General features: G+C 34.7%; 24 protein-coding genes. 10 read left to right on the forward strand and 14 right to left on the reverse strand.

What is annotated here, in order from left to right; all coding sequences use genetic code 11:
* Positions 1-30: 30 nt before the first annotated feature.
* The 8 genes from rlmD to lpxB form a co-directional block, all read right to left on the reverse strand.
* Entirely contained in the window at positions 31-1,443 is a 1,413-nt protein-coding gene (gene rlmD / locus CLV73_RS10830; protein WP_100376816.1) for a 23S rRNA (uracil(1939)-C(5))-methyltransferase RlmD, read from the reverse strand.
* 110 nt (positions 1,444-1,553) lie between these two features.
* A complete protein-coding gene (locus tag CLV73_RS10835) occupies positions 1,554-3,110 on the reverse strand; it encodes a TlpA family protein disulfide reductase (RefSeq protein ID WP_100376817.1) in 1,557 nt (518 codons plus the stop codon).
* Between the two features lie 121 nt (positions 3,111-3,231).
* Positions 3,232-4,089 (reverse strand): hypothetical protein, encoded by an 858-nt coding sequence (locus CLV73_RS10840; protein WP_100376818.1) that lies wholly within the window; start codon positions 4,087-4,089, stop codon positions 3,232-3,234.
* An 86-nt stretch (positions 4,090-4,175) separates the two neighbouring features.
* A complete protein-coding gene (locus tag CLV73_RS10845) occupies positions 4,176-4,943 on the reverse strand; it encodes a succinate dehydrogenase/fumarate reductase iron-sulfur subunit (RefSeq protein ID WP_100376819.1) in 768 nt (255 codons plus the stop codon).
* Between the two features lie 24 nt (positions 4,944-4,967).
* Positions 4,968-6,980 carry a fumarate reductase/succinate dehydrogenase flavoprotein subunit gene (locus CLV73_RS10850; protein ID WP_100376820.1) on the reverse strand — a complete coding sequence of 671 codons (2,013 nt, stop codon included), beginning with the start codon at positions 6,978-6,980 and terminating at the stop codon, positions 4,968-4,970.
* A gap of 15 nt (positions 6,981-6,995) precedes the next feature.
* On the reverse strand, positions 6,996-7,658 hold the full coding sequence (locus CLV73_RS10855; RefSeq protein WP_100376821.1) for a succinate dehydrogenase cytochrome b subunit: 663 nt from the start codon (positions 7,656-7,658) through the stop codon (positions 6,996-6,998).
* A 143-nt stretch (positions 7,659-7,801) separates the two neighbouring features.
* On the reverse strand, positions 7,802-9,577 hold the full coding sequence (locus CLV73_RS10860; protein WP_100376822.1) for a ComEC/Rec2 family competence protein: 1,776 nt from the start codon (positions 9,575-9,577) through the stop codon (positions 7,802-7,804).
* An 85-nt stretch (positions 9,578-9,662) separates the two neighbouring features.
* On the reverse strand, positions 9,663-10,769 hold the full coding sequence (lpxB, locus tag CLV73_RS10865; RefSeq protein ID WP_100376823.1) for a lipid-A-disaccharide synthase: 1,107 nt from the start codon (positions 10,767-10,769) through the stop codon (positions 9,663-9,665).
* Between the two features lie 159 nt (positions 10,770-10,928).
* On the opposite strand from lpxB, the gene CLV73_RS10870 reads away from it, so the two are divergent.
* Both CLV73_RS10870 and CLV73_RS10875 read left to right on the forward strand, forming a co-directional pair.
* A complete protein-coding gene (locus CLV73_RS10870) occupies positions 10,929-11,438 on the forward strand; it encodes a DUF2480 family protein (RefSeq protein ID WP_100376824.1) in 510 nt (169 codons plus the stop codon).
* Positions 11,439-11,538: 100 nt separating this feature from the next.
* Entirely contained in the window at positions 11,539-12,198 is a 660-nt protein-coding gene (locus tag CLV73_RS10875; protein WP_100376825.1) for a DUF937 domain-containing protein, read from the forward strand.
* Between the two features lie 60 nt (positions 12,199-12,258).
* Here CLV73_RS10875 and CLV73_RS10880 read toward each other — a convergent pair whose 3' ends face one another.
* Positions 12,259-12,378: a 30S ribosomal protein THX gene (locus tag CLV73_RS10880; protein WP_100376826.1), complete on the reverse strand. Its 120-nt coding sequence runs from the start codon at positions 12,376-12,378 to the stop codon at positions 12,259-12,261.
* A gap of 85 nt (positions 12,379-12,463) precedes the next feature.
* Positions 12,464-13,894, reverse strand: a complete 1,431-nt coding sequence (locus CLV73_RS10885; protein WP_185116767.1) for an MATE family efflux transporter — start codon at positions 13,892-13,894, stop codon at positions 12,464-12,466.
* 143 nt (positions 13,895-14,037) lie between these two features.
* On the opposite strand from CLV73_RS10885, the gene CLV73_RS10890 reads away from it, so the two are divergent.
* From CLV73_RS10890 to CLV73_RS10915, 6 genes are all read left to right on the forward strand, one after another.
* The gene (locus tag CLV73_RS10890) at positions 14,038-14,586 is read left to right on the forward strand and encodes a DUF2975 domain-containing protein (protein WP_100376827.1); all 549 of its coding nucleotides are present in this window, start codon (positions 14,038-14,040) and stop codon (positions 14,584-14,586) included.
* A 12-nt stretch (positions 14,587-14,598) separates the two neighbouring features.
* The gene (locus tag CLV73_RS10895; protein ID WP_100376828.1) at positions 14,599-15,195 is read left to right on the forward strand and encodes a DUF2975 domain-containing protein; all 597 of its coding nucleotides are present in this window, start codon (positions 14,599-14,601) and stop codon (positions 15,193-15,195) included.
* A gap of 3 nt (positions 15,196-15,198) precedes the next feature.
* The gene (locus tag CLV73_RS10900; RefSeq protein ID WP_039365153.1) at positions 15,199-15,405 is read left to right on the forward strand and encodes a helix-turn-helix domain-containing protein; all 207 of its coding nucleotides are present in this window, start codon (positions 15,199-15,201) and stop codon (positions 15,403-15,405) included.
* 130 nt (positions 15,406-15,535) lie between these two features.
* The gene (locus CLV73_RS10905) at positions 15,536-17,716 is read left to right on the forward strand and encodes a S41 family peptidase (RefSeq protein WP_100376829.1); all 2,181 of its coding nucleotides are present in this window, start codon (positions 15,536-15,538) and stop codon (positions 17,714-17,716) included.
* Positions 17,717-17,909: 193 nt separating this feature from the next.
* Entirely contained in the window at positions 17,910-19,664 is a 1,755-nt protein-coding gene (aspS, locus tag CLV73_RS10910; RefSeq protein WP_100376830.1) for an aspartate--tRNA ligase, read from the forward strand.
* Between the two features lie 159 nt (positions 19,665-19,823).
* Positions 19,824-20,360, forward strand: a complete 537-nt coding sequence (locus tag CLV73_RS10915) for a hypothetical protein (RefSeq protein ID WP_100376831.1) — start codon at positions 19,824-19,826, stop codon at positions 20,358-20,360.
* Between the two features lie 2 nt (positions 20,361-20,362).
* On the opposite strand, the gene CLV73_RS10920 is transcribed toward CLV73_RS10915, so the two are convergent.
* The 4 genes from CLV73_RS10920 to nusB form a co-directional block, all read right to left on the reverse strand.
* On the reverse strand, positions 20,363-21,094 hold the full coding sequence (locus CLV73_RS10920; RefSeq protein WP_100376832.1) for an SDR family NAD(P)-dependent oxidoreductase: 732 nt from the start codon (positions 21,092-21,094) through the stop codon (positions 20,363-20,365).
* Positions 21,095-21,192: 98 nt separating this feature from the next.
* Entirely contained in the window at positions 21,193-21,555 is a 363-nt protein-coding gene (gene yajC, locus CLV73_RS10925; RefSeq protein WP_100376833.1) for a preprotein translocase subunit YajC, read from the reverse strand.
* Between the two features lie 4 nt (positions 21,556-21,559).
* A complete protein-coding gene (locus CLV73_RS10930) occupies positions 21,560-22,072 on the reverse strand; it encodes a DUF1573 domain-containing protein (protein WP_100376834.1) in 513 nt (170 codons plus the stop codon).
* 1 nt (position 22,073) lies between these two features.
* Complete coding sequence (gene nusB, locus CLV73_RS10935) at positions 22,074-22,979, reverse strand: transcription antitermination factor NusB (protein WP_100376835.1); 906 nt, start codon at positions 22,977-22,979, stop codon at positions 22,074-22,076.
* A gap of 90 nt (positions 22,980-23,069) precedes the next feature.
* Here nusB and CLV73_RS10940 point away from each other — a divergent pair, with 90 nt between their 5' ends.
* Both CLV73_RS10940 and CLV73_RS10945 read left to right on the forward strand, forming a co-directional pair.
* Entirely contained in the window at positions 23,070-24,731 is a 1,662-nt protein-coding gene (locus CLV73_RS10940; RefSeq protein ID WP_100376836.1) for an ABC transporter ATP-binding protein, read from the forward strand.
* Positions 24,732-24,830: 99 nt separating this feature from the next.
* Positions 24,831-25,166 (forward strand): DUF3276 family protein, encoded by a 336-nt coding sequence (locus tag CLV73_RS10945; protein ID WP_034679055.1) that lies wholly within the window; start codon positions 24,831-24,833, stop codon positions 25,164-25,166.
* The last annotated feature ends 155 nt before the right edge of the window (positions 25,167-25,321 follow it).

A 25,321-nucleotide genomic window follows, 5' to 3' on the forward strand; every position in this document is an offset into this window, starting at 1 on the left:
TTTTATGATTAATATTTCAAATGTAGGTAATTATTTTTTGATAAGTAATGCAATATTTTCCACATGATGAGTTTGTGGAAACATGTCTACAGGCAAAATCTTAATGACATCATAATGTTCTTTCATCAAAGCAAGATCTCTTGCCTGGGTTGCAGAATTACAGCTTACATACACCACTTTCTCCGGAGAAAGTTTTAAAATCTGCTCCACAACTTTCTGATGCATCCCGTCTCTTGGTGGATCAGTGATCAAAACATCTGCTTTTGGATGATTGGCAAGGAATTCATCATTGAAAATATCCTTCATATCTCCACAGTAGAATGTTGTATTGGTCAAACCATTCAGCTCTGCATGTTCAATTGCAGCATCAATAGCTTCCTGAACAGATTCTATACCGATCACCTGTTTTGCGTTTCTTGCCACATATTGTGCAATTGTGCCCGTCCCTGTGTATAAGTCATAAACAACTTCATCTCCTTTTAAGTCGGCAAATTCAAGCGTTTTTCTGTATAACTCTAGAGCTTGCTTATAATTGGTTTGAAAGAATGATTTCGGACCTATTTTGAACTTTAATCCATCCATTTCTTCCATCAAATACCCTTCTCCGAAATATACATTGATATCCAGATCGTAAATGGAATCATTCGGCTTCGGATTAATCGCATACACCAAGGTTTTAATCTGAGGGAATTTCTCTAATAAAAACTCAAAAAGCTTTTCTCTGTTCTCTTTTTCTTCTCTGTACAACTGGAAAAGAACCATCCACTCTCCTTTAGAGTTCTGTCTCATCATTAAGGTTCTTAAAAAGCCTTCGTGATTTCTTACATCAAAGAAATCCAGTCCGTTATCTACAGCATATTTCTTTACTGCAAGCCTGATTTGATTGGAAGGATCCTCCTGAAGAAAACATTCTTTAAGATCAAGAATCTTGCTCCACATTCCCGGAATATGGAAACCTAAAGCATCTTTATTGCCAAAATTTTCTTCAGAACTTATTTCGTATTGAGTCAGCCAGCGAGTATTCGAGAACGAAAACTCCATTTTATTTCTGTAAAAATATTGTTCTTCCGAGCCCAGAATCGGAACGGTTTCAAAGTTTTCAATTCCTCCAATTCTTTTGATGTTGTTGTAAACTTCCTCCTGCTTGAAATCAAGCTGCTTTTCATAGCTCATATTCTGCCATTTGCAACCTCCGCAAACCCCAAAGTGAATACATTTAGGGTCAACTCTGTAAGGTGATTTTTCAAGAACTTCTATAGCTTCGCCTTCATAATATTTTGACTTCGCCTTTTTCACTTTTACGTTCACAATATCACCTGGAATCGCTCCGGTTACCATAACTGCTTTCCCTTCTTCTGTTTTCCCGATAGCAACACCCTTTGCTCCTGCAGTTAACAACTTTATATTTTCAAGAACTAAATTTTTCTTATTCTTTCTGCTCATTCTAAAATTTTCTATTTTCCTAATTGAAACTGTAAAGTCTCAGTTTGCAAAAATACAATAAAAAAAACCTTATCCGAAGATAAGGTTTTCATATGTTTACTAAATGTTTATTATTTTGCCTGAGCCGGTTGAGGAGCCTGTTTTTGTGCAGCAGCCTGCTGAGCCGCTACTACTGCCGGATCCATTCCTGCACCTTGCTGTAACTGAACATTAGGATCTACTTTAGGAGCAGACAAACCTGTTTGCTTATCTAAAATTGTTACCAATTCCTGTTCACCAAGATTTACAAAAGATCTGCTTGCAATTTTTCCGTCTTTATCAACGATTACAAAATTTGGAAGTTTGAAGCCATAGATCCCGTATTTTTTTGCAATATCTGAATTTAAACCTCCTTCTGCATACACGTTTGTTCCCGGAATTCCTTTGAACATTGCATTGCTTGTCTTAATAAACTGATCTTTAGTGTCATCAACATTTACAAAAACAAAATTCATTTTTGATTTATAGAAATTAACAACTTCTTTCAAAACCGGTACTGTAGATTCTGCGATATAAGGATTCCAAGATGCATAGAAGCATAACATATAAGGTTTCCCTTTATTTTCTGACAATTTATATGATTTACCATCCTGCTTGATCAATGATGCTTCAGGAGCAACTTCTCCTACTTTTAATCCGATTACAGCTGTCTGAATTTTAGCCAAGTCTGCTTTAATGGTAGCATCTTTAATTTCAGTATCAATGATTTTTTTGATTTTATCTGAAGTTTTAGCAGGAGTACCCGGGTGAATATCAGATTGTGCCATTACGAAAGCTAATAAATAATCTTTAGCTGTATCTGAAAGATTTTTATCCGTTTTTAAATACTGAGAGAAAAGCTCAGAAGTTGTAATGTCAGTTTTGCCTTTACTGTTAGCTTCGGCATACTTTTGAAAATCAGGGCTAATTTTAGTCAATAAATATTGTCTGTAGAAAGGATTCTCTTTTACCATAACATCCTTATTCTCCTGAAGTTTGTTTTCATAATCTGTAAACACTTTTGAAGGCTTGAATGAAGGATTTCCTGAGAACTGCTTCTGTCTCATTTCATACTGCATAAGAATAGAAAGTATCGTTGCAGAAAGATCATTCTTTTTCCACTCTACAATTTCATTATCCGGATTGAATTTTTTAACATTCTGATCAATATTATCACTAATGTTTTTTTCAATTTTCTGAACTCCTGCTACAAAAGCTTTATCATCTTTCGTCATCAGTTCAGACATTGTAGTGTTTACTTTCTGTCCATATTCTCCAAGGTATTTCTGAGTTGCCATAAAGAAGTCATTATTCTTTTTAGCATCACCGGTAATTACATATTCTGAAGGAAATGTCATTCCATTTCCGGAGATTTCAAGAGTCTGACCTCCTTTAAGATATACTAAATTTTGCTTACCTGCATAATTGATTAAATACATTCCATTTTTAGGAGCTTCAAAGCTACCAGAAAATGTTCCGTCATTTTTTACACCAATATTAGCCAAAGGTAACGTTGCTACCCCTGAAGCTTCAATAAATTCGATTCTCTCTAACGGAGAAGCTCCTGTAATTTTTCCTTTTACTTCAACTTTTTTAGAGCAAGACACCGCAAAAACAGCGATGATAAACAATAAAAGATATTTTTTCATTTTTGATTTTAATAATGTAGCAAAAATAGGTTTTTCCAATCAACTGAAAACAATTATTTAAGGTATTTTATGAAAGATTTAACTAATATTTCAGTTATCCGGGAAAACGATAGGATGACACTTATTCTATGGAGAGGAAAATTACCGGGCAATGGTAAGTAGCTTGTTTAAACCATTGAAACTTCTCTTCTACATTATAACATTTATTTTCGTCTATTTTATTAGCTTTCTTCATTTTAATTACAAAACTGCCCAGTGATACAAATCCTACGTATATATTTTTAAAAGTTTCGTCAATGATGATATTTCTATGGTTAACATCTATTTCTAAGTATTTACCATTACCCGTAAAATTCACCTCCGTCTTCGGAAGAAGATATTGTGGATTTTTACAATCCGCCGATTCACAAGTGTACATAAAAGCAATAATTTTTGTATCACTTTTATCAACCCTTTCTCCGGTTACCGGATGCTTTCCGCCACTGAAATAGTATCTGATTTTCTTTATTTTTTTACCTACATACAATTTGTTTTCAGGAATCTCAACCATTCTTGATGTACCCGGTCGAATGTATAGTCGTGAAGCCCATCCTTTATCTTCTATACCGATTAATGTTTCTTCCTTTTTACTATTAATAACAACAGTTTCAATAATTTTACCCTGAGAAAAATACAAAACAGAGTCTTTAATTTTCAGCTCTTCTTTATAAAGATGATAGTCTATCTTCTTATCTAAATCAACAATCACAAAGGCTTCCGCTTTGTTGATGATTTCCAGAGGAATATCAACAATACCGTTTTCAGATATAAACAACTGGTTTTCCTGACCGTATATTTCAATCTGGTAATTTTTGATAAATTCTGAATCTTTCTTTAACTGGAAATTTTGTGTAAAACAAAGCCCGAAGCAAAATAAGAAAGCGAATAAAAAAAGTTTTCGAAAGACCGTTTTGTTTATTTGTGAAATATTCACATTCATATTTAAAATATGTTTGAAGGAATTATTGTATAAAAAAAATCGCCATCCTGTAAAGGTGGCGATTTTTTCTTTATATATGATAAAATTTATCCTCTGTCAACAAGAGCTGCCATGTATTCTCTGTTCATTCTGGCAATGTTTTCAAGAGAAATTCCTTTTGGACATTCCACTTCACAAGCACCGGTATTTGAACAGTTTCCGAATCCCTCTTCGTCCATCGCTTTTACCATGTTCAGAACTCTTCTCTTCGCCTCTATTCTACCTTGAGGTAAAAGAGCGTACTGAGAAACTTTAGCCCCTACAAATAGCATTGCAGAACCATTTTTACAGGTAGCTACACAAGCTCCGCATCCGATACAAGCTGCAGCATCCATTGCTTTGTCCGCATCTTCTTTAGGAACCGGAATTGCGTTCGCATCCAAAGTATTTCCTGAAGTGTTCACCGAAATGAAACCACCTGCAGCCATTACCCTGTCGAATGCACTTCTGTCTACCATTAAATCTTTAATAACCGGGAAAGCAGCACTTCTCCAAGGCTCAATAACGATGGTTTCACCGTCTTTGAACATTCTCATGTGAAGCTGGCAGGTAGTGATTCCTGTATCCGGACCGTGCGCTCTACCGTTGATGTAAAGAGAACACATTCCGCAAATTCCTTCACGACAGTCGTGATCGAAAGCTACAGGCTCTTTTCCTTCATTAATAAGATTTTCGTTCAGGATGTCCAGCATTTCCAAAAATGAAGAATCTGTAGAAACATCCGATATTTTGTAGGTCTCAAACTGACCTTTGGTTTTATTATTTTTTTGTCTCCAAATTTTCAGCGTAAGATGTAAGCCTTTTTTTGCACTCATAATGTTATATTTATAGGTTGGAGATTATTTGTAACTTCTAGTTTTAACCTCGATGTTGTCATATATCAGTTCTTCTTTATGCAATACCTCTTTGTTGATATCGCTTCCCTGATATTCCCAAGCTCCGACGTATTTGTAATTAACGTCATCTCTTTCCGCTTCTCCGTCCGGAGTTGAGTGGTCTTCACGGAAATGTCCTCCACAAGACTCATTTCTGTGCAATGCATCGATAGCCATTAATTGTCCAAGTTCTAGGAAATCCGCAACTCTGAATGCTTTTTCAAGCTCAGTGTTCATGCCGTCATTATCTCCAGGAACTTTTACATTCTTCCAGAAGTCGTTTCTTACTTCTTCAATTTCTTTGATGGCTTCTGCCAATCCTTCAGGAGTTCTACCCATACCAACTTTATTCCACATAATGTTTCCTAGTTGCTTGTGGAAGTGATCCACTGAATGGGTTCCTTTATTATTTAAGAAGAAATCAATTTTATCTTTAATTCCTTTTTCAGCCTCGTCAAACGCTCCTGAATTGGTAGGAATAGCTCCCGTTCTGATATCTGCAGAAAGGTAATCTGCAATTGTGTAAGGCAATACAAAATATCCATCTGCCAAACCTTGCATCAATGCAGAAGCTCCCAGTCTGTTTGCTCCGTGATCTGAGAAGTTTGCCTCACCAATTACAAAACATCCAGGAATTGTAGATTGTAAGTTGTAATCAACCCAAACACCACCCATTGTGTAGTGAACTGCAGGATAAATCTTCATCGGAGTTTTGTAAGGATCATCCGCCGTAATTTTTTCATACATTACGAATAAGTTACCATACTTCTCTTCCACCCAAGCTTTTCCTAAATCATAAATCTGCTGATCGGTTGGATTGTGGATATGTTTTTCGATAGCGGCTTCTCTACCTTTTTTCATGATCTCTGTAGAGAAATCAAGGTAAACCCCTTCTTTTGTATCATTATTTTCGATTCCGTATCCGGCATCACATCTTTCCTTAGCAGCTCTTGAGGCAACGTCTCTTGGTACAAGGTTACCAAATGCAGGATATCTTCTTTCTAAATAATAATCTCTGTCTTCTTCTTTAATATTTTCAGGTCTCAATTTACCTTCTCTGATAGCTTCTGCGTCTTCAATCTTTTTAGGAACCCAGATTCTACCTGAGTTTCTTAATGATTCAGACATCAAAGTAAGTTTAGACTGCTGAGTTCCGTGAACCGGAATACAAGTCGGGTGAATCTGTACGTAGCAAGGGTTTGCGAAGTAAGCTCCCTTTTTGTGAATTTTCCAAGCTGCAGAAACGTTTGAACCCATTGCATTGGTAGAAAGGAAATATACGTTTCCGTAACCTCCGGAAGCAATAACAACAGCGTGAGCAGAATGTCTTTCAATTTCTCCTGTTACAAGGTTTCTTGCGATGATACCTCTTGCTTTTCCGTCAACGATTACAAGATCCATCATTTCATGACGGTTGTACATTTTAATTCTACCTTTACCGATCTGACGGCTCATTGCAGAATATGCACCTAATAATAACTGTTGACCTGTCTGCCCTTTTGCGTAGAAAGTTCTTTTTACCTGAACTCCACCAAATGAACGGTTATCCAGCTGACCTCCGTACTCACGTCCGAAAGGAACCCCTTGAGCAACGCATTGGTCGATAATATTTGCAGACACTTCAGCTAATCTGTAAACGTTGGCCTCTCTTGCTCTATAGTCACCACCTTTAATCGTGTCATAAAACAATCTGTAAGTAGAGTCACCGTCTCCCTGATAATTTTTAGCAGCGTTAATACCCCCCTGAGCTGCAATAGAGTGTGCTCTTCTTGGAGAATCCTGATAGCAGAATGCTTTTACGTTATATCCCTGCTCAGCCAAAGTAGCTGCAGCAGAACCGCCTGCCAAACCTGTACCTACAACAATAATATCAATCTTATCTCTGTTGTTTGGTGCAACAAGGTTCATATGGTCTTTATGATTTTTCCATTTATCCTTAAGAGGACCTGCTGGAATTTTTGAATCTAATTTACTCATATTGGTATATTGATATTATTGAGTTACAAAGTGAAAAATTGCGATAAAAATAAATCCTGCAGGAATAAGGATTGAATACCATTTCCCGAAAGCTTTAATTACCGGAGTATATTTTGGATGTCTAGCCCCGATCGACTGGAATGAAGACTGAAAACCGTGAGCCAAATGCAGACCCAACAATACAAAAGCAATTACATAAATTGCTACTCTCCAAAGATCAGCAAACTTCTCGTGAAGCTCTGGCCAGAAACGTTCTGCATCAGGAGCAATTCCTTCCAGATACTTGTAATTCATTTCGTGTATCCAGAAATCGTATAAGTGAAGCGCCAAGAAAGCCAAAACAACTGCTCCGGAAATAATCATATTTCTAGACATCCATGAAGAGTTCACAGAAGGATTGTTTGAAGCGTACTTTACAGGACGCGCCTTATTATTCTTAATTTCAAGAACAAATCCCATGATAAAATGGAAAATAACTGCGAAACCAAGAACAGGCTGCATTAAGAACTGCACAAAAGGATTATAGCCCATAAAATCGGATGCCGTATTGAATGCATCCCTGTTAAGAACTGATAACAAATTGGTCGTCAAATGCAGTATAAGAAAAATCAGCAAAAATAGAGCTGATAATGCCATAGCATATTTTCTACCTATCGTAGAACTCGTTAAACCTGCCATATAAGTTTAAATTTGAATTTCCACAAAATTATGAAATGTTAACAATATCAAAAAGTGAGAAATCTCACAATTTATCAGTTTGTAATCTTTCTAAATAAGATTTCAGACGTTATTAATTAAAGAGAAAATAAAATACTTAACAATTATCTTATGACATAAATCTTGTTGCCATAAATGATCTTTTGAGCATCATCAGGAATGGTTTTTACAGCAGTAACATTCACCCTTCGTGAAGCACAATACGGATTAATAATAAATTGTTTAAACTTCTGTTTATCTGATTTTTTATCGATCCAAAAATGCACTTCATTTCCTTTTTTCACAGAAAACGCTTTATGCTTATAAAAATCATATACAAGCACCTCATCTTTATTGTTTTCGTAGATAGTAAAACCTGTTCTAAGAATTAAAAAAACCAGCGCACACATTATCAATCTCACAGCATTCTTGGCATTAAATTTCAGAATCGAAAATCTGAGCAAATAAACAAACATAAACAAGCATGCAGCTTCTATAAGGTTCATCGCTATATTATCCGAAAAAAGGAAATCAATATCCGCAAACCAATGAACCAATTTTAGCAATATCTGAACTGTAAAATCATAAATTGTGTTAATAAAAGAAAGATTCAGCCCGAACGCAATTAAAGCCGTCTCTACAAATGAAAATATAATAATAGCTTCAGAAAAAGGCACAATAATAAAATTGGCTAAAATAGAAATCAATGAAAACTGATGAAAATAAAACAATACTAAAGGTAATGTTGCCAATTGTGCAGAAAGAGAAATTGACACCGTATTAAAAATCATTTTCTTAAAATAACTATCGGCTTTTGGTAAGTAATTTAAAATAGGCTGATTCAACCAATAAATCCCTAAAACAGCAAGAAAACTCAGTTGAAAGCCTACATCGAAAAGCTGCTGGGAATCATTAATTAGAATGATAAAAGCAGACAAAGCCAGGGAGTGCAGCAAATCCGGTTTCCGCTGGAGCAAAACATACATAAAATAAGTAGTCAGCATAATACACGATCTTACCACCGAATTTCCGAACCCGATAAATGCTGCAAACAGCCAGATAAAAATCAAACTGGAAATGACTGCATATTTTCTGAACTGAAGAGGCAAAACTTTTATCAACATTATATAAAATAGTCCGAAAATCACCACAATATGTGTTCCGGAGATTGCTAAAAAGTGTACCAATCCTGATTTATTAAAATCCTGTAGAGTTTCAGCATCAATTTCAGTTCGGTCCGCTAAAATAATTCCTTTTAAAAACTCCTGACTTTTAGAAGAAAGGCTTGATTGATCAATCTTTCGCAAGACTTCTAACCTTTTCTGCTGAATTTTTTCGGTTAGAGAAAGATCATATCTGTGTTTTGATAATATTTCTCCCTGAAGATAAAATTGCGACCGGATATTTTTTCGCTGAAGGTATTTTGCATAATTAAACTGAAAATCATATTGAGGCTTTTTTACATCATACCGGAAAGCTTTCGACTTATAATAGTTTTCAAAATTCAGTTCTTCAGATTCTTTCGGAAGATAGACCAGAGCATTTTCATCGTTTTTTTCGGACTGTACCAAAGCTTCATATTTCTTATACTTTTCCGTAGAATTCAGTTTTTTAGAGATTTTAAAAACAATAAAATCTTCTTTTTGAGGAGCTTCTGTACTCTCATTAACCTGCCGGAAATAGTGGAAACAGATTCCAATTCCGAAAAACGAAGCCATCAGAAAAATAGGCTTTACTTTAGAAACAAAATACGAACGGTAAAAAATGGCAAGTAAAAAAACAAGACTCAGAACAATAATTCCTGTAATTACATTTTTAGTTACAGGAAAAATATCTTGCAGAAATATCCCAAGAATAAAAGCAATGACAAGAATCAAAAGAGGCTGCCTGTTCAAAATCATTTGTGTTTGGACAAGCAATTTAATAAATTTTACGAAAAAAAAGAAGCAAACCGCTGATTTCCAAAAACAATCAGCCAAAAAACAACTATTGAAGTTTTAAAATTACTTCTGCCGCATTTTCACTTGCTCCTTCTCCACCCAATTTTTCCCGCAGTAATTCATAATCCCTAAGAACCTCAGCTCTCATCCCGCCTTCTAGTATTTTTTTGAGCTCTTCAACCAGATTTTTAGTATTTAAATCATTCTGAATTAGCTCTTTCACAACTTCACGATCCATGATGAGATTGACCAAAGAAATATATTTAATATTTTTCACCAACCTTTTTGCAATGGCATAAGAAACTTTACTTCCGCGGTAACAAACCACTTCAGGCACATTTAACAAAGCTGTTTCTAAAGTTGCCGTTCCCGAAGTTACCAAAGCTGCTTTTGAACATCTTAACAAATCATACGTCCTGTTCGAGACAAAATGTACATTTTCATCCACATATTTTTCATAAAATTCTTTCGGAAGACTTGGCGCACCTGCAATGACAAACTGATATTCTTTAAAATACGGTCTTACGGAAAGCATCATTTCAAGCATTTTTTCAACTTCCTGCTTTCTCGAACCCGGTAAAAGGGCTATGATTTCTTTTCCGTTTAATCCGTTTTCTTTTTTAAATCCTTCAATACTAATCTCTTGAAGCGTGGAAATTGCATCTAGTAAAGGATGTCCTACAAAATGAGAATGGACTTTATGTTTTTTATAAAAATCTTCCTCAAAAGGTAAAATTACCATCATCTCATCTACATACTTTTTGATAATCTCTACCCTTCCCTCTTTCCATGCCCAAAGCTGAGGAGAAATATAGTATACAACTTTTATCCCCAGTTCTTTTGCAAACTTTGCAATTCTTAAGTTAAACCCCGGATAATCCACTAAAATTAAAACATCAGGCTTATTGTTTTTAATATCTTCTTTGCAAAATTTAATATTGTTCAAAATGGTTCTTAAATTCATCGCAACTTCCAAAAACCCCATAAAAGCCAAGTCCCGGTAATGCTTTACCAATGTTCCGCCTTGCTTCTCCATAAGATCTCCTCCCCAAAATCTGAATTCTGCATTAGAATCTTTTTGTTTTAAAGCTTTCATTAAATTACTTCCGTGTAGATCTCCGGAAGCTTCGCCTGCGATAATATAATATTTCATTCCCTCTGAAATCTTTTATGTTTTTATAATCATCAGCAAACCTTACCGTATTACTTTCTGTTATCAAAGTTATGGGAGGCTTCTATGATCAGGATAGAAAACAAATAAGATATTATAATATCTTTAATTTGTAAATTTGTTTCAAAGATAATGATAAAAATGTCAGAAGAATTTGAAATACGAAATAAAGTTGCAGAAAGCGGTTTAATCAATTTTGATCTCACCACACTTGTTCCGAAAGGAGTACGAAAAGGTATTGATTTGAAAGATTTCCTTTACATGGAAATGATTTTAAAAGAGAAAGATTTCCGTGAAAAAGTAGCAGCCATTAATCCCGAAGAATACCGAGATGCTTATGTCTATATATACAATTCTGCAGATGCCATTGTCCCTCTTTGGGCTTATTTTTTAATCACAGCAAAAATTACCGATGTCACCAAAAAAGTTGTATTCGGTGATAAAGAAGATCTGGAAGTTATTTTGATGCACAACGCTATCCAAAGCTATGATTTTGATGAAATGAGAGGCAAAAGAGTCCTGGTTAAAGGCTGCTCAGACAAAGAAATTCCAGAGAATGCTTATATTGAACTTGTAGAGCAATTACAACCTCTTGTAAAATCACTTATGTTTGGAGAAGCATGTTCTAATGTTCCGATTTTAAAGAACTAGCTTAACATAAAATAAAACCTCTAATAATTACAGGATAAAAAAACTCTTCATTCAGAATTTTTAATAAATTTGATTTCAACATTTAAAAATCACATACGAAATGAGTTTACTTGATTTACTTACCGGAAACACCAGCAATCAGGTTGCTGAAAAGGCTGAAAACAAATTCGGAATCAGCAGAAATCAAATTATTGCCCTATTAGCAGTAGCCGCCCCGTTGATTATTTCTTATCTGAGAAATAAATCTCAGGATGCCAAAGAAGCTGAAGCACTAAACAATGCATTAGATAAAGACCATGACGGAAGCATCCTTAATGATTCTTCTCAATTGGAAGCCAGAGAATCTGAAGGAGGTTCTATTTTAAATCACATTTTTGGTGGAGATAAACAAAATGTAGAAAACCAACTTTCTCAGAATACCGGTATTTCTATTGATAAAATCGGCCCTGTTTTAGCGATGTTAGCTCCTGTAATTATGGGATATATAGGAAAAGAAAAGCAACAAAACAATGTAGGAGCAGGAGGTTTAGGTGATCTTTTGGGAGGAATTCTCGGAAACGCATCCAGCCAGGCTCAAACGCAACAATCCAATCCTCTGAATGATATTTTAGGAAGTGTTTTGGGTGGTGGGCAATCTCAATCCTCCGGAAATCCTTTGAATGACATCTTAGGAAGTGTTCTTGGAGGAGGTAACAATCAGCAAAAACAGCAAGGAGGCGGATTAGGGGATATCCTGGGAAGCTTTTTAGGAGGAAAATAATTTTTTAATTATAAAGTAAAAAAGACCGGGCTAATTAATTTCCCGGTCTTTTTATTTCTGTTACTTTTTAGATTGGTCTTCAGAAACTACAGTTGTTTTTGAATTTCTTCTTGGTCTTCTTTTTCCGTAGCTTCCATTATTAATTTTACCTCTTCTTGATTTTTTGTCTCCTTTTCCCATAAGTAATAATTTTGGTTGATTGATGACGAATTTAGAAAATATGTGTTTAAAATCAAAGATATAAGCTGTTAAAATTATTATAAAACTATACTTTCACAGTCTTCCACTTTCCTCTTTTAAACAAAATAAATGCAACAACTGTGATTAAAGTTTCAGCAGCGGGGATGGAAATAAAGACACCCTTCGGTCCCATTCCTGAATATTTTGCAAGAAAATAAGCCAAAGGAATCTGGAACAACCAAAACCCAAAAAGATTCACCCAAGTCGGCGTCCATGTATCTCCCGCTCCGTTAAAAGCATTGATCATCACCATCCCGATTCCGTAGAAGATAAATCCGATACTCATAATATGTAAAGCATTTTTAGCATAGTTTTTAATTTCTATTTCCTGTGTAAAAAATCCTACTAAAAAATCACTCAAAAGAAAGAATATCAAACTTACCGTCAACATAAAAATTACGTTGTATTTTACCGTTTTCATAACGGATTGTTCAGCCCTTACCATTTCGTTGGCTCCCATATTTTGTCCCACTAAGGTTGATGCCGCATTACTCAGCCCCCAAGCCGGAAGCATAAAGAACATCATGAGCCGTAAAGCCGTCTGGTAACCCGCAGAAGCATCTTCATGACCTGTAGTTGCCACCAATTGCGCTAAAAAAATCCAGCTACAGGAAGCAATTACAAACTGGAAGATTCCCGGGGTTGCAATTTTTATGACAGATTTTATAATTTCAAAATCCGGTTTAAAATAATTAATCAGGATACGGATCTGAGTATCTGCAATCAACAGATGATACAACTGATATATCACCCCTATGCTTCTTCCGATCGTTGTGGCCAAAGCCGCGCCTGTTAATCCCATCGCAGGAACCGGGCCGAAACCTTTAATAAGAACCGGGCACAAAATAATATTGGCAATATTGGCGATCCAAAGAGATTTCATCGCAATCGCAGCATTTCCTGCGCCTCTGAAAATTCCATTAATTAAAAACAGGAGCATAATAATCACACTACTTCCCATCATTATTCTTGTGAATTCTTTTCCATAAGAGGCCGCTTCAGGTTTTGCCCCCATCAGCATTAAGATTTCTTCAGCATAAATTACTCCGAATAAACTCAAAATAAAAGTTACAGCGAACGAAACCAATAAAACCTGTGCCGCACTTCTGGAGGCCTGTTCAGGATTTTTTTCTCCGATTCTTCTGGCAACCATTGCCGTTGCCGCCATACTCATCCCGATGGCAATAGAATACATTACAGAGAGTACAGATTCTGTTAAACCAACCGTCTGGATTGCATAACCGCTTTCTTTCAAATGGCCTACAAAATACAAATCAACCAACGCAAATACAGATTCCATGGCCATTTCCAGCATCATTGGAATTGCTAAAAGAAGAACTGCGCTTCTTATGGTTGCTTTGGTATAATCGACTTCTTCGCCACTTAACGCTTTTCTAATAAAAGCAAAATATTTCTTCACAATTTTATCATTTAAGTTTCCAACAAAAATATACATTCACAGAGGATTACAACTTGGCATATGAAAAGATTTCGAACAGTCCAACTAATCATATTTTTATCCCCAGGAAATAAATTCAATAAATATTTATTGTTTTACAATAAATATTTATATATTTGCAATAATAAAACAGTTGACACATGAAGCTAAATTCAGATTTCATACTTGAAATTCTAAAAATTTTCTTTTGGATATTCACATTGATTTTAGGTATTGCAATATCCATATTAGTCCTTATTTTCTTTTTTACCATTTTCGGAATTGATATGGGCAGTTTAAAAGAAATAAAGATTAGCATTACCCTTTTCAGCGGAAAAATAAAAGATATACAGTCGCTGGGAAAATTAAAATCAATTTTTATTTTAGGGTATTCCATCCTTGAAGGTCTTTTGCAGCTTGTCTTTTTTTTAACGGTCATTAAAATCCTTAAAAAGATCAGTCTCAATAGTACTTTTTCTACCGAAATATACTTTTTAATCTCCAAGATTGCCAAACTGGCTTTGTTAATTGGCAGCTTATCTTTCTTAGTCAACATGGGCAATGAACTGATTCATGGAAACCTCAATATATCAGCGGATTTAAACAGTAAAAGCTTACAGTTCTTTTTAGTTTCAGGTGTAGTTTATATCATCGCACAGGTTTATAAAAGAGCCGTTGACTTGCAAAATGAAAGTGATTTAACAATTTAAATGCTCAACACTATGAAAATTATCGGCAAAAACTCCTTATCACAATACATAAGCTATCTGCTTTTTGTTTTGTTCATCATTATTGCTTTTAACCTTGTGTACGAAATTATTGGTCATGGTATTTTGTTTTATAAATACAAAACCGGAAGCACGATATTATCAGATACTTTTATATTGGCAAACGATGTCGGATGGTCAAAAAACAAGTGGACAATTCCGATGGAAAACCTGTTAAAGTTCAAAATCAATTACCCTTTTTCTGACATTCAGATGGTAACCGGAGTCTATGCTCCCAATCAGATCATTCATAATATCCTGGGCATGATTTTCCTGAGCTTATTTTTCTTTTTCTCTTATAGATGCTTTAAAGAAATGAGTGCTGATCAGATTTTCAATCAAAATGCAATAAAGTGGCTCAAACGATTTTGCTTTCTGAACCTTATCATCGGAGCAGCCGGAATTTTCGAATTTTTCTATTTTAAAATGAATTCTGTGTATACCTTATTGACCTACTTCTTTTTTGCTTTTTTTGGGATCATTATTCTCTTTATTGTTGAATTTTTCAAAAAGGGACTAGCTTTGCAGACTGAAAACGATTTAACAATTTAAACCATGCCTATTATCATTAATGTAGACGTAATGCTCGCCAAACGAAAAATGCAGTCACAGGAATTGGCAGAAAAAATAGGGATTACACAGGCAAACCTTTCGATTTTAAAAACCGGAAAAGCAAAAGCGGTTAAACTTTCTACACTGGAAGCCATTTGTAAGGCGCTGGATTGTCAGCCGGGCGATATCCTTGAGTACGTAAAAGATTAATATTTATTAAGAATTTAATTTAAAATAATCTATTAAAAACACAATTTCTATTATAAAATATTTTAAAACTCATTTCAAATCACAAACACCCCAATCTAACTCACTAGATTTGGAAAAAATTTAATCAATCATGAAAAAGTTTTTCACAACAATCCCATTATTGCTTTTGGGCATTACTTCCTTTGCCCAAAATAAAATCGAAAACCTGAATTTTGAAAGTGTAGAAAACAATCTTCCGAAAATTTGGAAAATAATGGGAGATGGCTCTGCAAAAGTTTTCACAGACACCAAGGAAAAACAGGAAGGAAAAAATGCTGTTCTTATTGATGCCGAAAAGACCGGCTTTAAAGCATTAATGTACACTCTTCCGGAAAACTATGCCGGAAAAAAGATTACGCTTTCCGGTTATATTAAGACCGAAAATGTTTCGGATGGCTTTGCAGGACTCTGGATGAGAATTGATCCTGAAGTTGCCTTTGACAATATGCATAAAACAGGGATAACCGGAACAACTCCCTGGAAAAAATACGAGATCACCCTGGAAATGTCACCTAAAAACACCCAGAAAATTGTAATTGGGGCACTCCTTACCGGAAAAGGAAAAATGTGGGTAGATAATCTGAAGCTTTCTATTGACGGAAAAGATATTGAAAATGCTAAAATTTTTGAAAAAGAACTGACAAAAGTAGAACTGGATAAAGAATTCGATAATGGTTCTAAAATCAGCAACATCTCTTTGGATAAAAACAACCTGAACAATCTTAAAAGCCTCGGATTGATTTGGGGTTACCTGAAATATTACCATCCAAAAGTAGCGGGAGGAAATATCAATTGGGATTACGAATTATTCAGAATTTATCCCAAAATTGCCAATGCTACTGCCAATCAGAGGGATCAAATTTTATCCAACTGGATCAAGAACCTGGGAACTTATCAAACCGCTAAAAATAAAGAGCCAAAGGATCTAAAATTCAGACCGGATCTCGACTGGATCACGAATTCAGGTTTTTCAAAAGAACTTACTAACCAACTTTTAGAATTAAAAGATGCAAAAAGACCAGCAGTAAATTATTATGTAGATTTTTTTGCTCACGTAGGAAATCCGGATTTTAAAAATGAAAATCCTTATACCCAAATGAGTTATCCTGATGAAGGTTTTCGTTTACTTTCTCTCTACAGATATTGGAACATTATTCAATATTATTTCCCTTATAAAAATCTCATCGACGAAGACTGGAAAGGTATTTTAGCAGAATTCATCCCAAAGTTTATCAATGCTAAAAATGAAACAGAATACACCCTTGCTTCATTGGAAATCATTGGCAGAATCCATGATACACATGCAGGAATCTGGGGAAATAACGAAGCCTTAAAGAAATATTTCGGAGAAAGATATGCTCCGGTCTTACTAACTTTTGCAGAAAATAAAGCTGTTGTCAAAGATTTTTACAATGACAGCTTAGGCGAAGAAACAGGGTTACAAAAAGGTGATGTAATTACTGAAATCAATGGTGAAAATGTAGATAATATCGTTAAAAATACTTTGAAGTATTTACCTGCATCCAATTATCCAACACAACTAAGAGATATTTCAAAAAAATTATTGAGAAGCAATGCCGAAACAATTGTTATTAAAATTATCAGAAACGGCAAAACAGAAGAAAAAACAATAAAAACCTACACTTTCTCTGACTTAAAAATAAAGAATGAAGACAAAGAGTTCTTCAAAATGCATGACCATGATGTGGCATATGTCTATATGGGAAGTGTGAATTCGGATAAGCTTTCTGGGGTCTTTGACAAAATTAAAAACACAAAGGGACTCGTTATCGACTTCAGAAACTATCCATCCGATTTTGTTGTTTTCACGATGAGTAAATTATTAAAACCAGATTCTACAGAATTTGTAAAATTCAGTAATACAAACAACAATCAACCCGGACTGTTCACTTTTACACCAAGTTTGAAGATTCCCGGAAGCGGAAGCAATGCTTACAAAGGAAAAATAGCGATTTTGATCAATGAAACTACCCAAAGTAGTGCAGAGTACCACACAATGGCATTCAGAACAGCACCCAATGCGAAAGTTTTTGGTTCAACAACCGCAGGAGCTGACGGAAATGTTTCCAAGATCATGCTTCCCGGAAATATTTCAACCATGATCAGCGGAATCGGAGTTTATTATCCGGACGGAACAGAAACCCAAAGAATTGGAATTGTTCCGGATGTAGAAGTAAAACCTACCATAGATGGAATTAAAAATAATAAAGACGAAGTTCTAGACAAAGCCGTGGAGTGGATCAAAAGCTAATAACTATCAATAAAAAACACAAAATTCAAATACTAAATCCAACATCAAACTCATTTATTTTTATATTTCAATACTCAAAAACTTCCGAAAGGGAGTTTTTTTGTTTCTAAAACCTTCAAAAATCTTATCTTTGCAAACGGAAAATAAAGGCTCAAAATATTGGCCTTAAACCTTGAACTTTAAACAAATAATTATGTTTCGATCGCACACAAACGGAGAATTATCTCTGAAAAATCTTAATGAAGAAGTTACACTTTCAGGATGGGTACAAACTATCCGTGATAAAGGATTTATGATTTGGATAGATCTTCGAGATCGTTACGGAATTACACAGTTGGTTTTTGATCAGGATCGTTCTACGGCAGAACTGATGGAAAATGCAAAAAAATTGGGCCGTGAGTTCGTCATTCAGGTTACGGGAAAAGTAATCGAAAGAGTAAGCAAAAACCCTAATATTCCAACAGGAGAAGTTGAAATTTTAGTTGAAAAATTAACGGTTCTCAATGAATCACAGCTTCCGCCTTTCACTATTGAAGATGAAACGGATGGTGGTGAAGAATTAAGAATGAAATACCGATACCTGGATATCAGAAGAAATCCTGTAAAAGATAAATTGATCTTCCGCCACAAAATGGCGCAGAAAGTGAGAAATTATCTTTCAGATAATGGATTTATTGAGGTTGAAACTCCGGTTTTAATCAAATCCACACCGGAAGGAGCAAGAGACTTCGTGGTTCCAAGCAGAATGAATCCGGGACAATTCTATGCGTTGCCACAATCTCCACAAACTTTCAAACAATTATTGATGGTAGGTGGAATGGATAAATATTTCCAGATCGTAAAATGCTTCCGCGATGAGGACTTAAGAGCCGACAGACAGCCGGAATTCACACAAATCGACTGTGAAATGGCATTCGTAGAGCAGGAAGATGTAATGAATGTTTTTGAAGGAATGACGAAAACTTTATTGAAAGACATCACTGGTCAGGAATTCGGAGATTTCCCGAGAATGACGTTTGCCGATGCCATGAGAAAATATGGAAACGACAAACCGGATATCCGTTTCGGAATGGAATTCGTTGAATTAAACGACTTGGTAAAAGGAAAAGATTTCAAAATATTTGACGAAGCAGAATTGGTTGTCGGAATCAATGTTGAAGGATGTGCAGACTACACAAGAAAACAAATTGACGAGCTTGTTGACTGGGTAAAAAGACCACAGATCGGAGCTTCAGGAATGGTTTGGGTTAAATTCCAGAATGACGGGGTAAAAACTTCTTCTGTAAATAAATTCTACAACGAAGAAGATCTAGCAAAAATCATTGAAAAATTCGGAGCAAAAGAAGGCGATTTGATGCTTATTCTTTCCGGAAATGAAAACAAGGTAAGAACTCAGCTTTCTGCATTGAGAATGGAGCTAGGAAACCGTTTAGGATTAAGAAAAGGAAATGAATTCGCTCCTCTTTGGGTAGTAGATTTCCCATTGCTTGAATTTGATGAAGAAAGCGGACGTTACCATGCGATGCACCACCCTTTCACCTCTCCGAAACCTGAAGATATTCATTTATTGGAAACAGATCCGGGAAAAGCAAGAGCCAACGCTTACGACATGGTATTGAACGGAAACGAAATAGGTGGTGGTTCTATCAGGATTTTTGATAAAGACCTTCAGTCTAAAATGTTTGACCTATTAGGATTCTCAAAAGAAGAAGCTGAAGCACAGTTCGGATTCTTAATGAACGCTTTCAAATACGGAGCTCCCCCTCACGGAGGCTTGGCTTTTGGGTTTGACCGTTTAGTAGCCATTCTTGACGGGAACGAGGTAATCAGAGATTATATTGCCTTCCCTAAAAACAATTCGGGACGTGATGTAATGATCGATGCACCTGCAGCTATCGCGAATGAGCAACTTGATGAACTGGAATTACAGTTGAATTTAAAAGCATAAATTTTAAGGCGGAGATTTTTCTCCGCTTTTTTATTTAAATTTCCCAAATCTATTTATAAAGATTTGGGAAAACTTGTTTGGAAAAGGAATTTATGTTATAAAGCTCAAAAGTTTTTACAGAATATTTAATAAAACGTATATTTTCAAAAAATACAAGTAATGAAAAATACCTTCTCAATTGTAATCTTATTACTTCTAGTCAGTTGTTCAAACAAAGAAATTACAAAAGAAAAAGATCAACAATTAAAATATTCATTTGACAATATATTAAGCTACAATAATCAGGATACGTTATTTATAAAATCTCGTTTTGCAGATTGTGGAGAATGGGGAGGCCATGAAGAAATTATTAAAATTTATCGCTCAGAAAGAAAAGTAAAACTGACTTATCTCAAATACAAAGTCAATTGTGGCAATAGAGATAATTTAGGATCTATTATTCAAATCAAAGATATTACCAATACTATCACTCTTTCAAATTCACAACAAACAAATTTAATGAATTATATAAATAATTTAATGAAATTAAAATTTATTAATCCTGAATTCAGTAATGCCGGAACTCTCTTCTCAGTCGAAGACAACAAAGGGACATTAAAGCTTTCTAAATATGGTAATAATATTCATTTACTAAATAATTATAATACTTTAATGATAAATTTAGGATTTTCAAAAGTTGTTATTGAAAGTAAATAATACTAAGGAAGTTTAGCAACCAAATTCTCCGGCAATATTTTCAGAATATAATAAATTATCTTCCATTTAAAATTAGGAACAATGGTGAAAGAACTTCCGGCATTAACTATAAATTTTGCCACATAATCAGGCTCCATAATCAAAGATTCATTCAATTGTAACCCTTCATTTATTTTGGTTCTGATATATCCAATTACCAGCGCATTTACTTTTACATTCTTTGAAGCCAATTCCTGTCTCAATCCCGCTAGATAAGTCGTAAAAGCTGCTTTGGTACTTCCATACACAAAATTACTCTTCCGGCCTCTTACTCCGGAAAGCGAAGAGAGTCCGATAATTCTTTCTAAATTTTTATTACTTATATCTGTTGCAATGATATTTAGAATAGAAACAGCTCCCATATAATTCACCAGCATCATTTGTTGAGCTTCTTTAAAATCTATCAAAGCTTTTTCATTATTCACTAAAAACCCTGCTGCATACACAACAATGTGAGGCTTTACCGGAAGTTCATCGTAAAATTTCTGATGGGAATCAAAATCAACAGAATCAAAATACAGAATGGTCACCTTTGAATCAAAACGATTTTCAGCAACGAAATCTCTCAGAGAATCCATATTTCTGGAAGCCGCTATTACCGAAAACCCTTTTTTAACGTATTGTTTGATACATTCTTTGGCAACATCAGAGTTTGCGCCTAGAATGAGAACTGTTTTATTTGTGTTTTGATTCATTAGGCAAAGAAATTGTATTAATTATTCGTATTAAAAAAGTTTCGGCGGGGTAAGCAAAGCTCACCCCGCCGAAATGAAATATATTTCAATCAAGAGAATTAATTTTTCTCTTCAGCTTCTTTTTTGTCAGCCGTTTTTTCAGCAGCTTTAGCTTTATCTCCAAAACGAGCTTCTGTCAGATCCTTAGAAATTGCAGCTTTTTCAAATTTAAGTTTCCCTGATAATGTTTCGATAACATAACCATCGTCCTGAACCTGAGCAATTCTTCCGTGAAGACCTGAGGTAAGTACGACTCTGCTCCCCACTTTTAAATTTTCCTGAAAGTTTTTTTCTTTTTTCTGCTTTCTTTGCTGAGGAAGAATAATTAACAGGAAAAAACCAACCATCATAACCCCCATTATAATCATCATGTTTCCTCCTCCACCTGGTTGAGCCTGTAAAAAAATTGATAGTAAACTCATGATATTATGGTTGAATATTCGCAGTGAATGTTAATTTAATCGGTGCTTTTTCTACATTCGCAAAAACGTCAGCATATTTATTGACTGCCCCGTCAAAGTTTGTAGAATCAAAATGCAATGTAATTTTTCCTTTTTTACCCGGCAAAATCGGTTCTTTTGTAAAATCAGGAGCTGTACATCCACATCCCGGTTTTACTTCAGAAATCACCAATGGGTTTGTTCCGGTATTCGTAATTTCATATACATGTTCTACTTTATCTCCTTTTTTAATCTTTCCGAAGTCAAAATTGCTTTCAGATAGAGCAATTGTAGTTAACGGTTGGTTTGAAGTTGGAGCCGGAGTTGTCGTTTCAGCAGAAACCGGAGCTACTGTAGAAGAATCCGCAGGAGTTGTAGTTGTAGCAGTAGAATCAGTAGCTACAGCATCTGCTACCTGAGCTTCTTTATTTTCTTTTTTACAAGAAACCAAACCAAAGCCTATAATAGACAAAGTGATAATGGATAATGTCTTTTTCATGTTAAATTCTATTTTGATCTTTACAATATTTATCTAAAATTCCATTAATAAATATATTGGATCGGTCTGTTGCAAATACTTTCGCAATCTCAATATATTCATTGATAATAACTTTTGAAGGTGTAAAAGGAAAGTTATCCAATTCCGCAATAGCTGTAGACAAAATCACTTTATCCATCAAAGAAACCCTTTCCAAATCCCAGTTTTCCAGTCTTTCTTCCAATTTCTTTTCATTATTTTCCCAACTATCCAATGTATTTCTCAATAGTTTCATCGCGAAAGTCTTATCCTCTTCATCTTTGATCATTTTGATCAACGTTCTGCTTTCTTCATCTTCTTTCAGGAAACCAATTGTTTTTTGTACCATCGAATTGGCAATGTGGATATCATCGTACCAGGAAAGTTCCTTATCTCCAAGGTAGTCGTGGAAATCATCATTTTCAGCAATATATCTTAAAAATAATTTACCAATGAACTTCTGATCTTCTTCAAAAGAATACCCTTCTTCCTTCATAAAATCCTGATAACGCTTCCCTGCAGTAATTCTCTGGAAAGTTTTCACCAATAAATCATCATGCAAATCCCATTTCAATTGCTTATGCTGTCCTGTGAAAAATAATCTCTCAGGATTTTCTTCTAATTTAATTAAAACTTGATTGTTGATGAATTTTTGATTAGGATTGATATCAGACTCGGATTTAATGTATTTATTCTTACTAATCTCAATCTGGTTCTCTGCCAGTTCTTTTAAAGCAACTAAAAAATTCAGTTGATAGATGTACAGGTAATAGATTTTCTCTATTCCAGAAAACATATTTTTCTCTAATACATCAAACTTTACAGGGTTCTGGTAATATGAATACACAGTCTGTACTACTTTTTCACGGATTTGTCTTCTTCCTAACATTCAAAGAGCTTTTAATGAGTGCAAAGATACAAAATTTAAAATTTATGAAATTCGTAGTCTGATGACATTTTTGTAATTTTGTAAAACTTTATGAAAGCGCTGAAAACCTTAAACCCCTATTTTTGGAAACACAAAATACTTTTATTTTGGGGAGTCCTATTTATCATTGCCAGTAATTTTTTTAATATATATAAAGTCCAGTTTGTAGGTAAATCGGTAGATGAACTTACCAAAAACGGCAATCTCGGTTTCAATCAGCAGGTTCTGATTTATGTTGCCATTATCGTAGGCTGTTCGTTATTAACAGGTTTTTTCACCTTCATGATGCGCCAGACCATTATTGTGGCGTCCAGAAGAATTGAATATGAACTTAAAAATAAAATCTACAGACATTATCAGGATTTATCTTTAACAGATTATAAACAAACAACCATCGGGGACTTAATGAACAGATTAAGTGAAGACGTTGTTGCGGTAAGAATGTATTTAGGACCGGGGGTAATGTATGTAGCAAACTTAATTGTTCTTGTTATTATCACCGCTGTATATATGGTAAAAACAGACGCATCCATGACAATGTGGACATTGCTGCCTCTCCCAATTCTATCCTATGCCATATATAAAGTAAGTTCAATTATCAACAAGAAGTCGAAAATCATGCAGAAAAGTCAGTCTGCTATTTCAACCTTTGTTCAGGACAGCTTTTCAGGAATTCGTGTGGTGAAATTTTTTGCCAAAGAAAAATACATTGAAAGGAATTATGGGGTAAAAGTTACCGACTACCAAAACAAGGCTCTTGATTTAGCAAAAACAGAAGCATATTTCTTTACGATCATTTTATTTGTAATTGGATTGCTTAATGTTGCCATTATTTTAATTGGAGGACAGAAGTATATTGACGGCCAATTAAGCATTGGTAAAATTGCTGACTTCTTCATGTATATCAATACTTTGATTTTCCCATTTTCTATGGTAGGCTGGGTCACTTCAGTTAATCAGCGTGCAGAAGCTTCCATGCAGAGAATTAATGAGTTCATGGATAAAAAGTCCGAAATCATCAATACTAATTTTGAAACTTATGCCATTAAAGGAGATATTGAGTTCAGAAACGTTTCTTATGTTTACCCAAATACAGGAATCAAAGCGTTAGAAAACTTAAGCTTTACAGTAAAAGCAGGAGAGTCCTTAGCAATTATGGGAAAAACCGGAAGCGGAAAATCTACCATAGCATTATTATTGTGCAGATTAATTGATCCTACTGAAGGTGAAATTTTAATTGACGGAAAAAATCTCAAAGAACACAACCTGGAAAACTACAGGAATTTCATAGGTTATATTCCCCAGGAAAGCTATCTCTTCTCAGATTCTATTGAAAACAATATTGGCTTTGCCATAGATAATCCGTCTCATAAAAAAATAGTTGAGTATGCTAAAATTGCTGATGTTGATAAAAATATCATAGAATTTAAAGATCAGTATAAAACTATGGTTGGTGAGCGCGGAGTGATGCTTTCGGGAGGTCAAAAGCAAAGAATTTGTATTGCCAGAGCCTTAATTAAAGACCCGAATATTATCATTTTTGACGATTCTTTATCTGCTTTAGACACCGAAACCGAGCAGAATATTTTAGAAAATATCGACAGAAAAATCAGCAACGCGACCTCCATAATTATCACACATAGAGAGTCTAGCGCACAAAAAGCTGATAAAATTATTAATCTTACCGAAATTGCAAATTCTGTAACTGCTTAGCCATTTCATTCCCAATTGTTAAATAAATCATAAAAAAAATTTTGTGATTAAAAGAAAACTTTTATATTTGTTCTTAACAAGATTAAAAAATATCTAACAATGAGTGAATACAAGGAACGCCATGAAAATGAAATTTTCACTAAGGTGTTAAAAGCAGGGAGAAGAACTTATTTCTTTGATGTGCGCGAGACGAAAGCAGGAGATTATTATCTTACGATTACCGAAAGTAAGAAGAACTTCGGAGAGAATGGAGAAGCAACATTCGAGAAGCATAAAATTTATCTTTACAAAGAAGATTTTAAAAGTTTTCAGGAGATGTTTAATGAGTCCACAGATTTCATCATTAACGAAAAGGGTGAGGATGTAATTTCAGAAAAACATGATAAAGACTTCAAAAGTAAATCATACACTATAGATTCTGACGACGAAGTTTAAAAGAATACTTAAAAAAACACAAGCATCTGAAAAAGGTGCTTTTTTTATGCCCTAAAGTGAGATCATTTAAAAACTACAAATAAAAACAGTAAGACTAGTTGACTTATAAATGCTATAATATTAAAGTCTGAATAGTATAAAATAAAAAAGTACAC

Origin of the sequence: Chryseobacterium geocarposphaerae (assembly GCF_002797535.1) — a bacterium.
Taxonomy (GTDB): domain Bacteria; phylum Bacteroidota; class Bacteroidia; order Flavobacteriales; family Weeksellaceae; genus Chryseobacterium; species Chryseobacterium geocarposphaerae.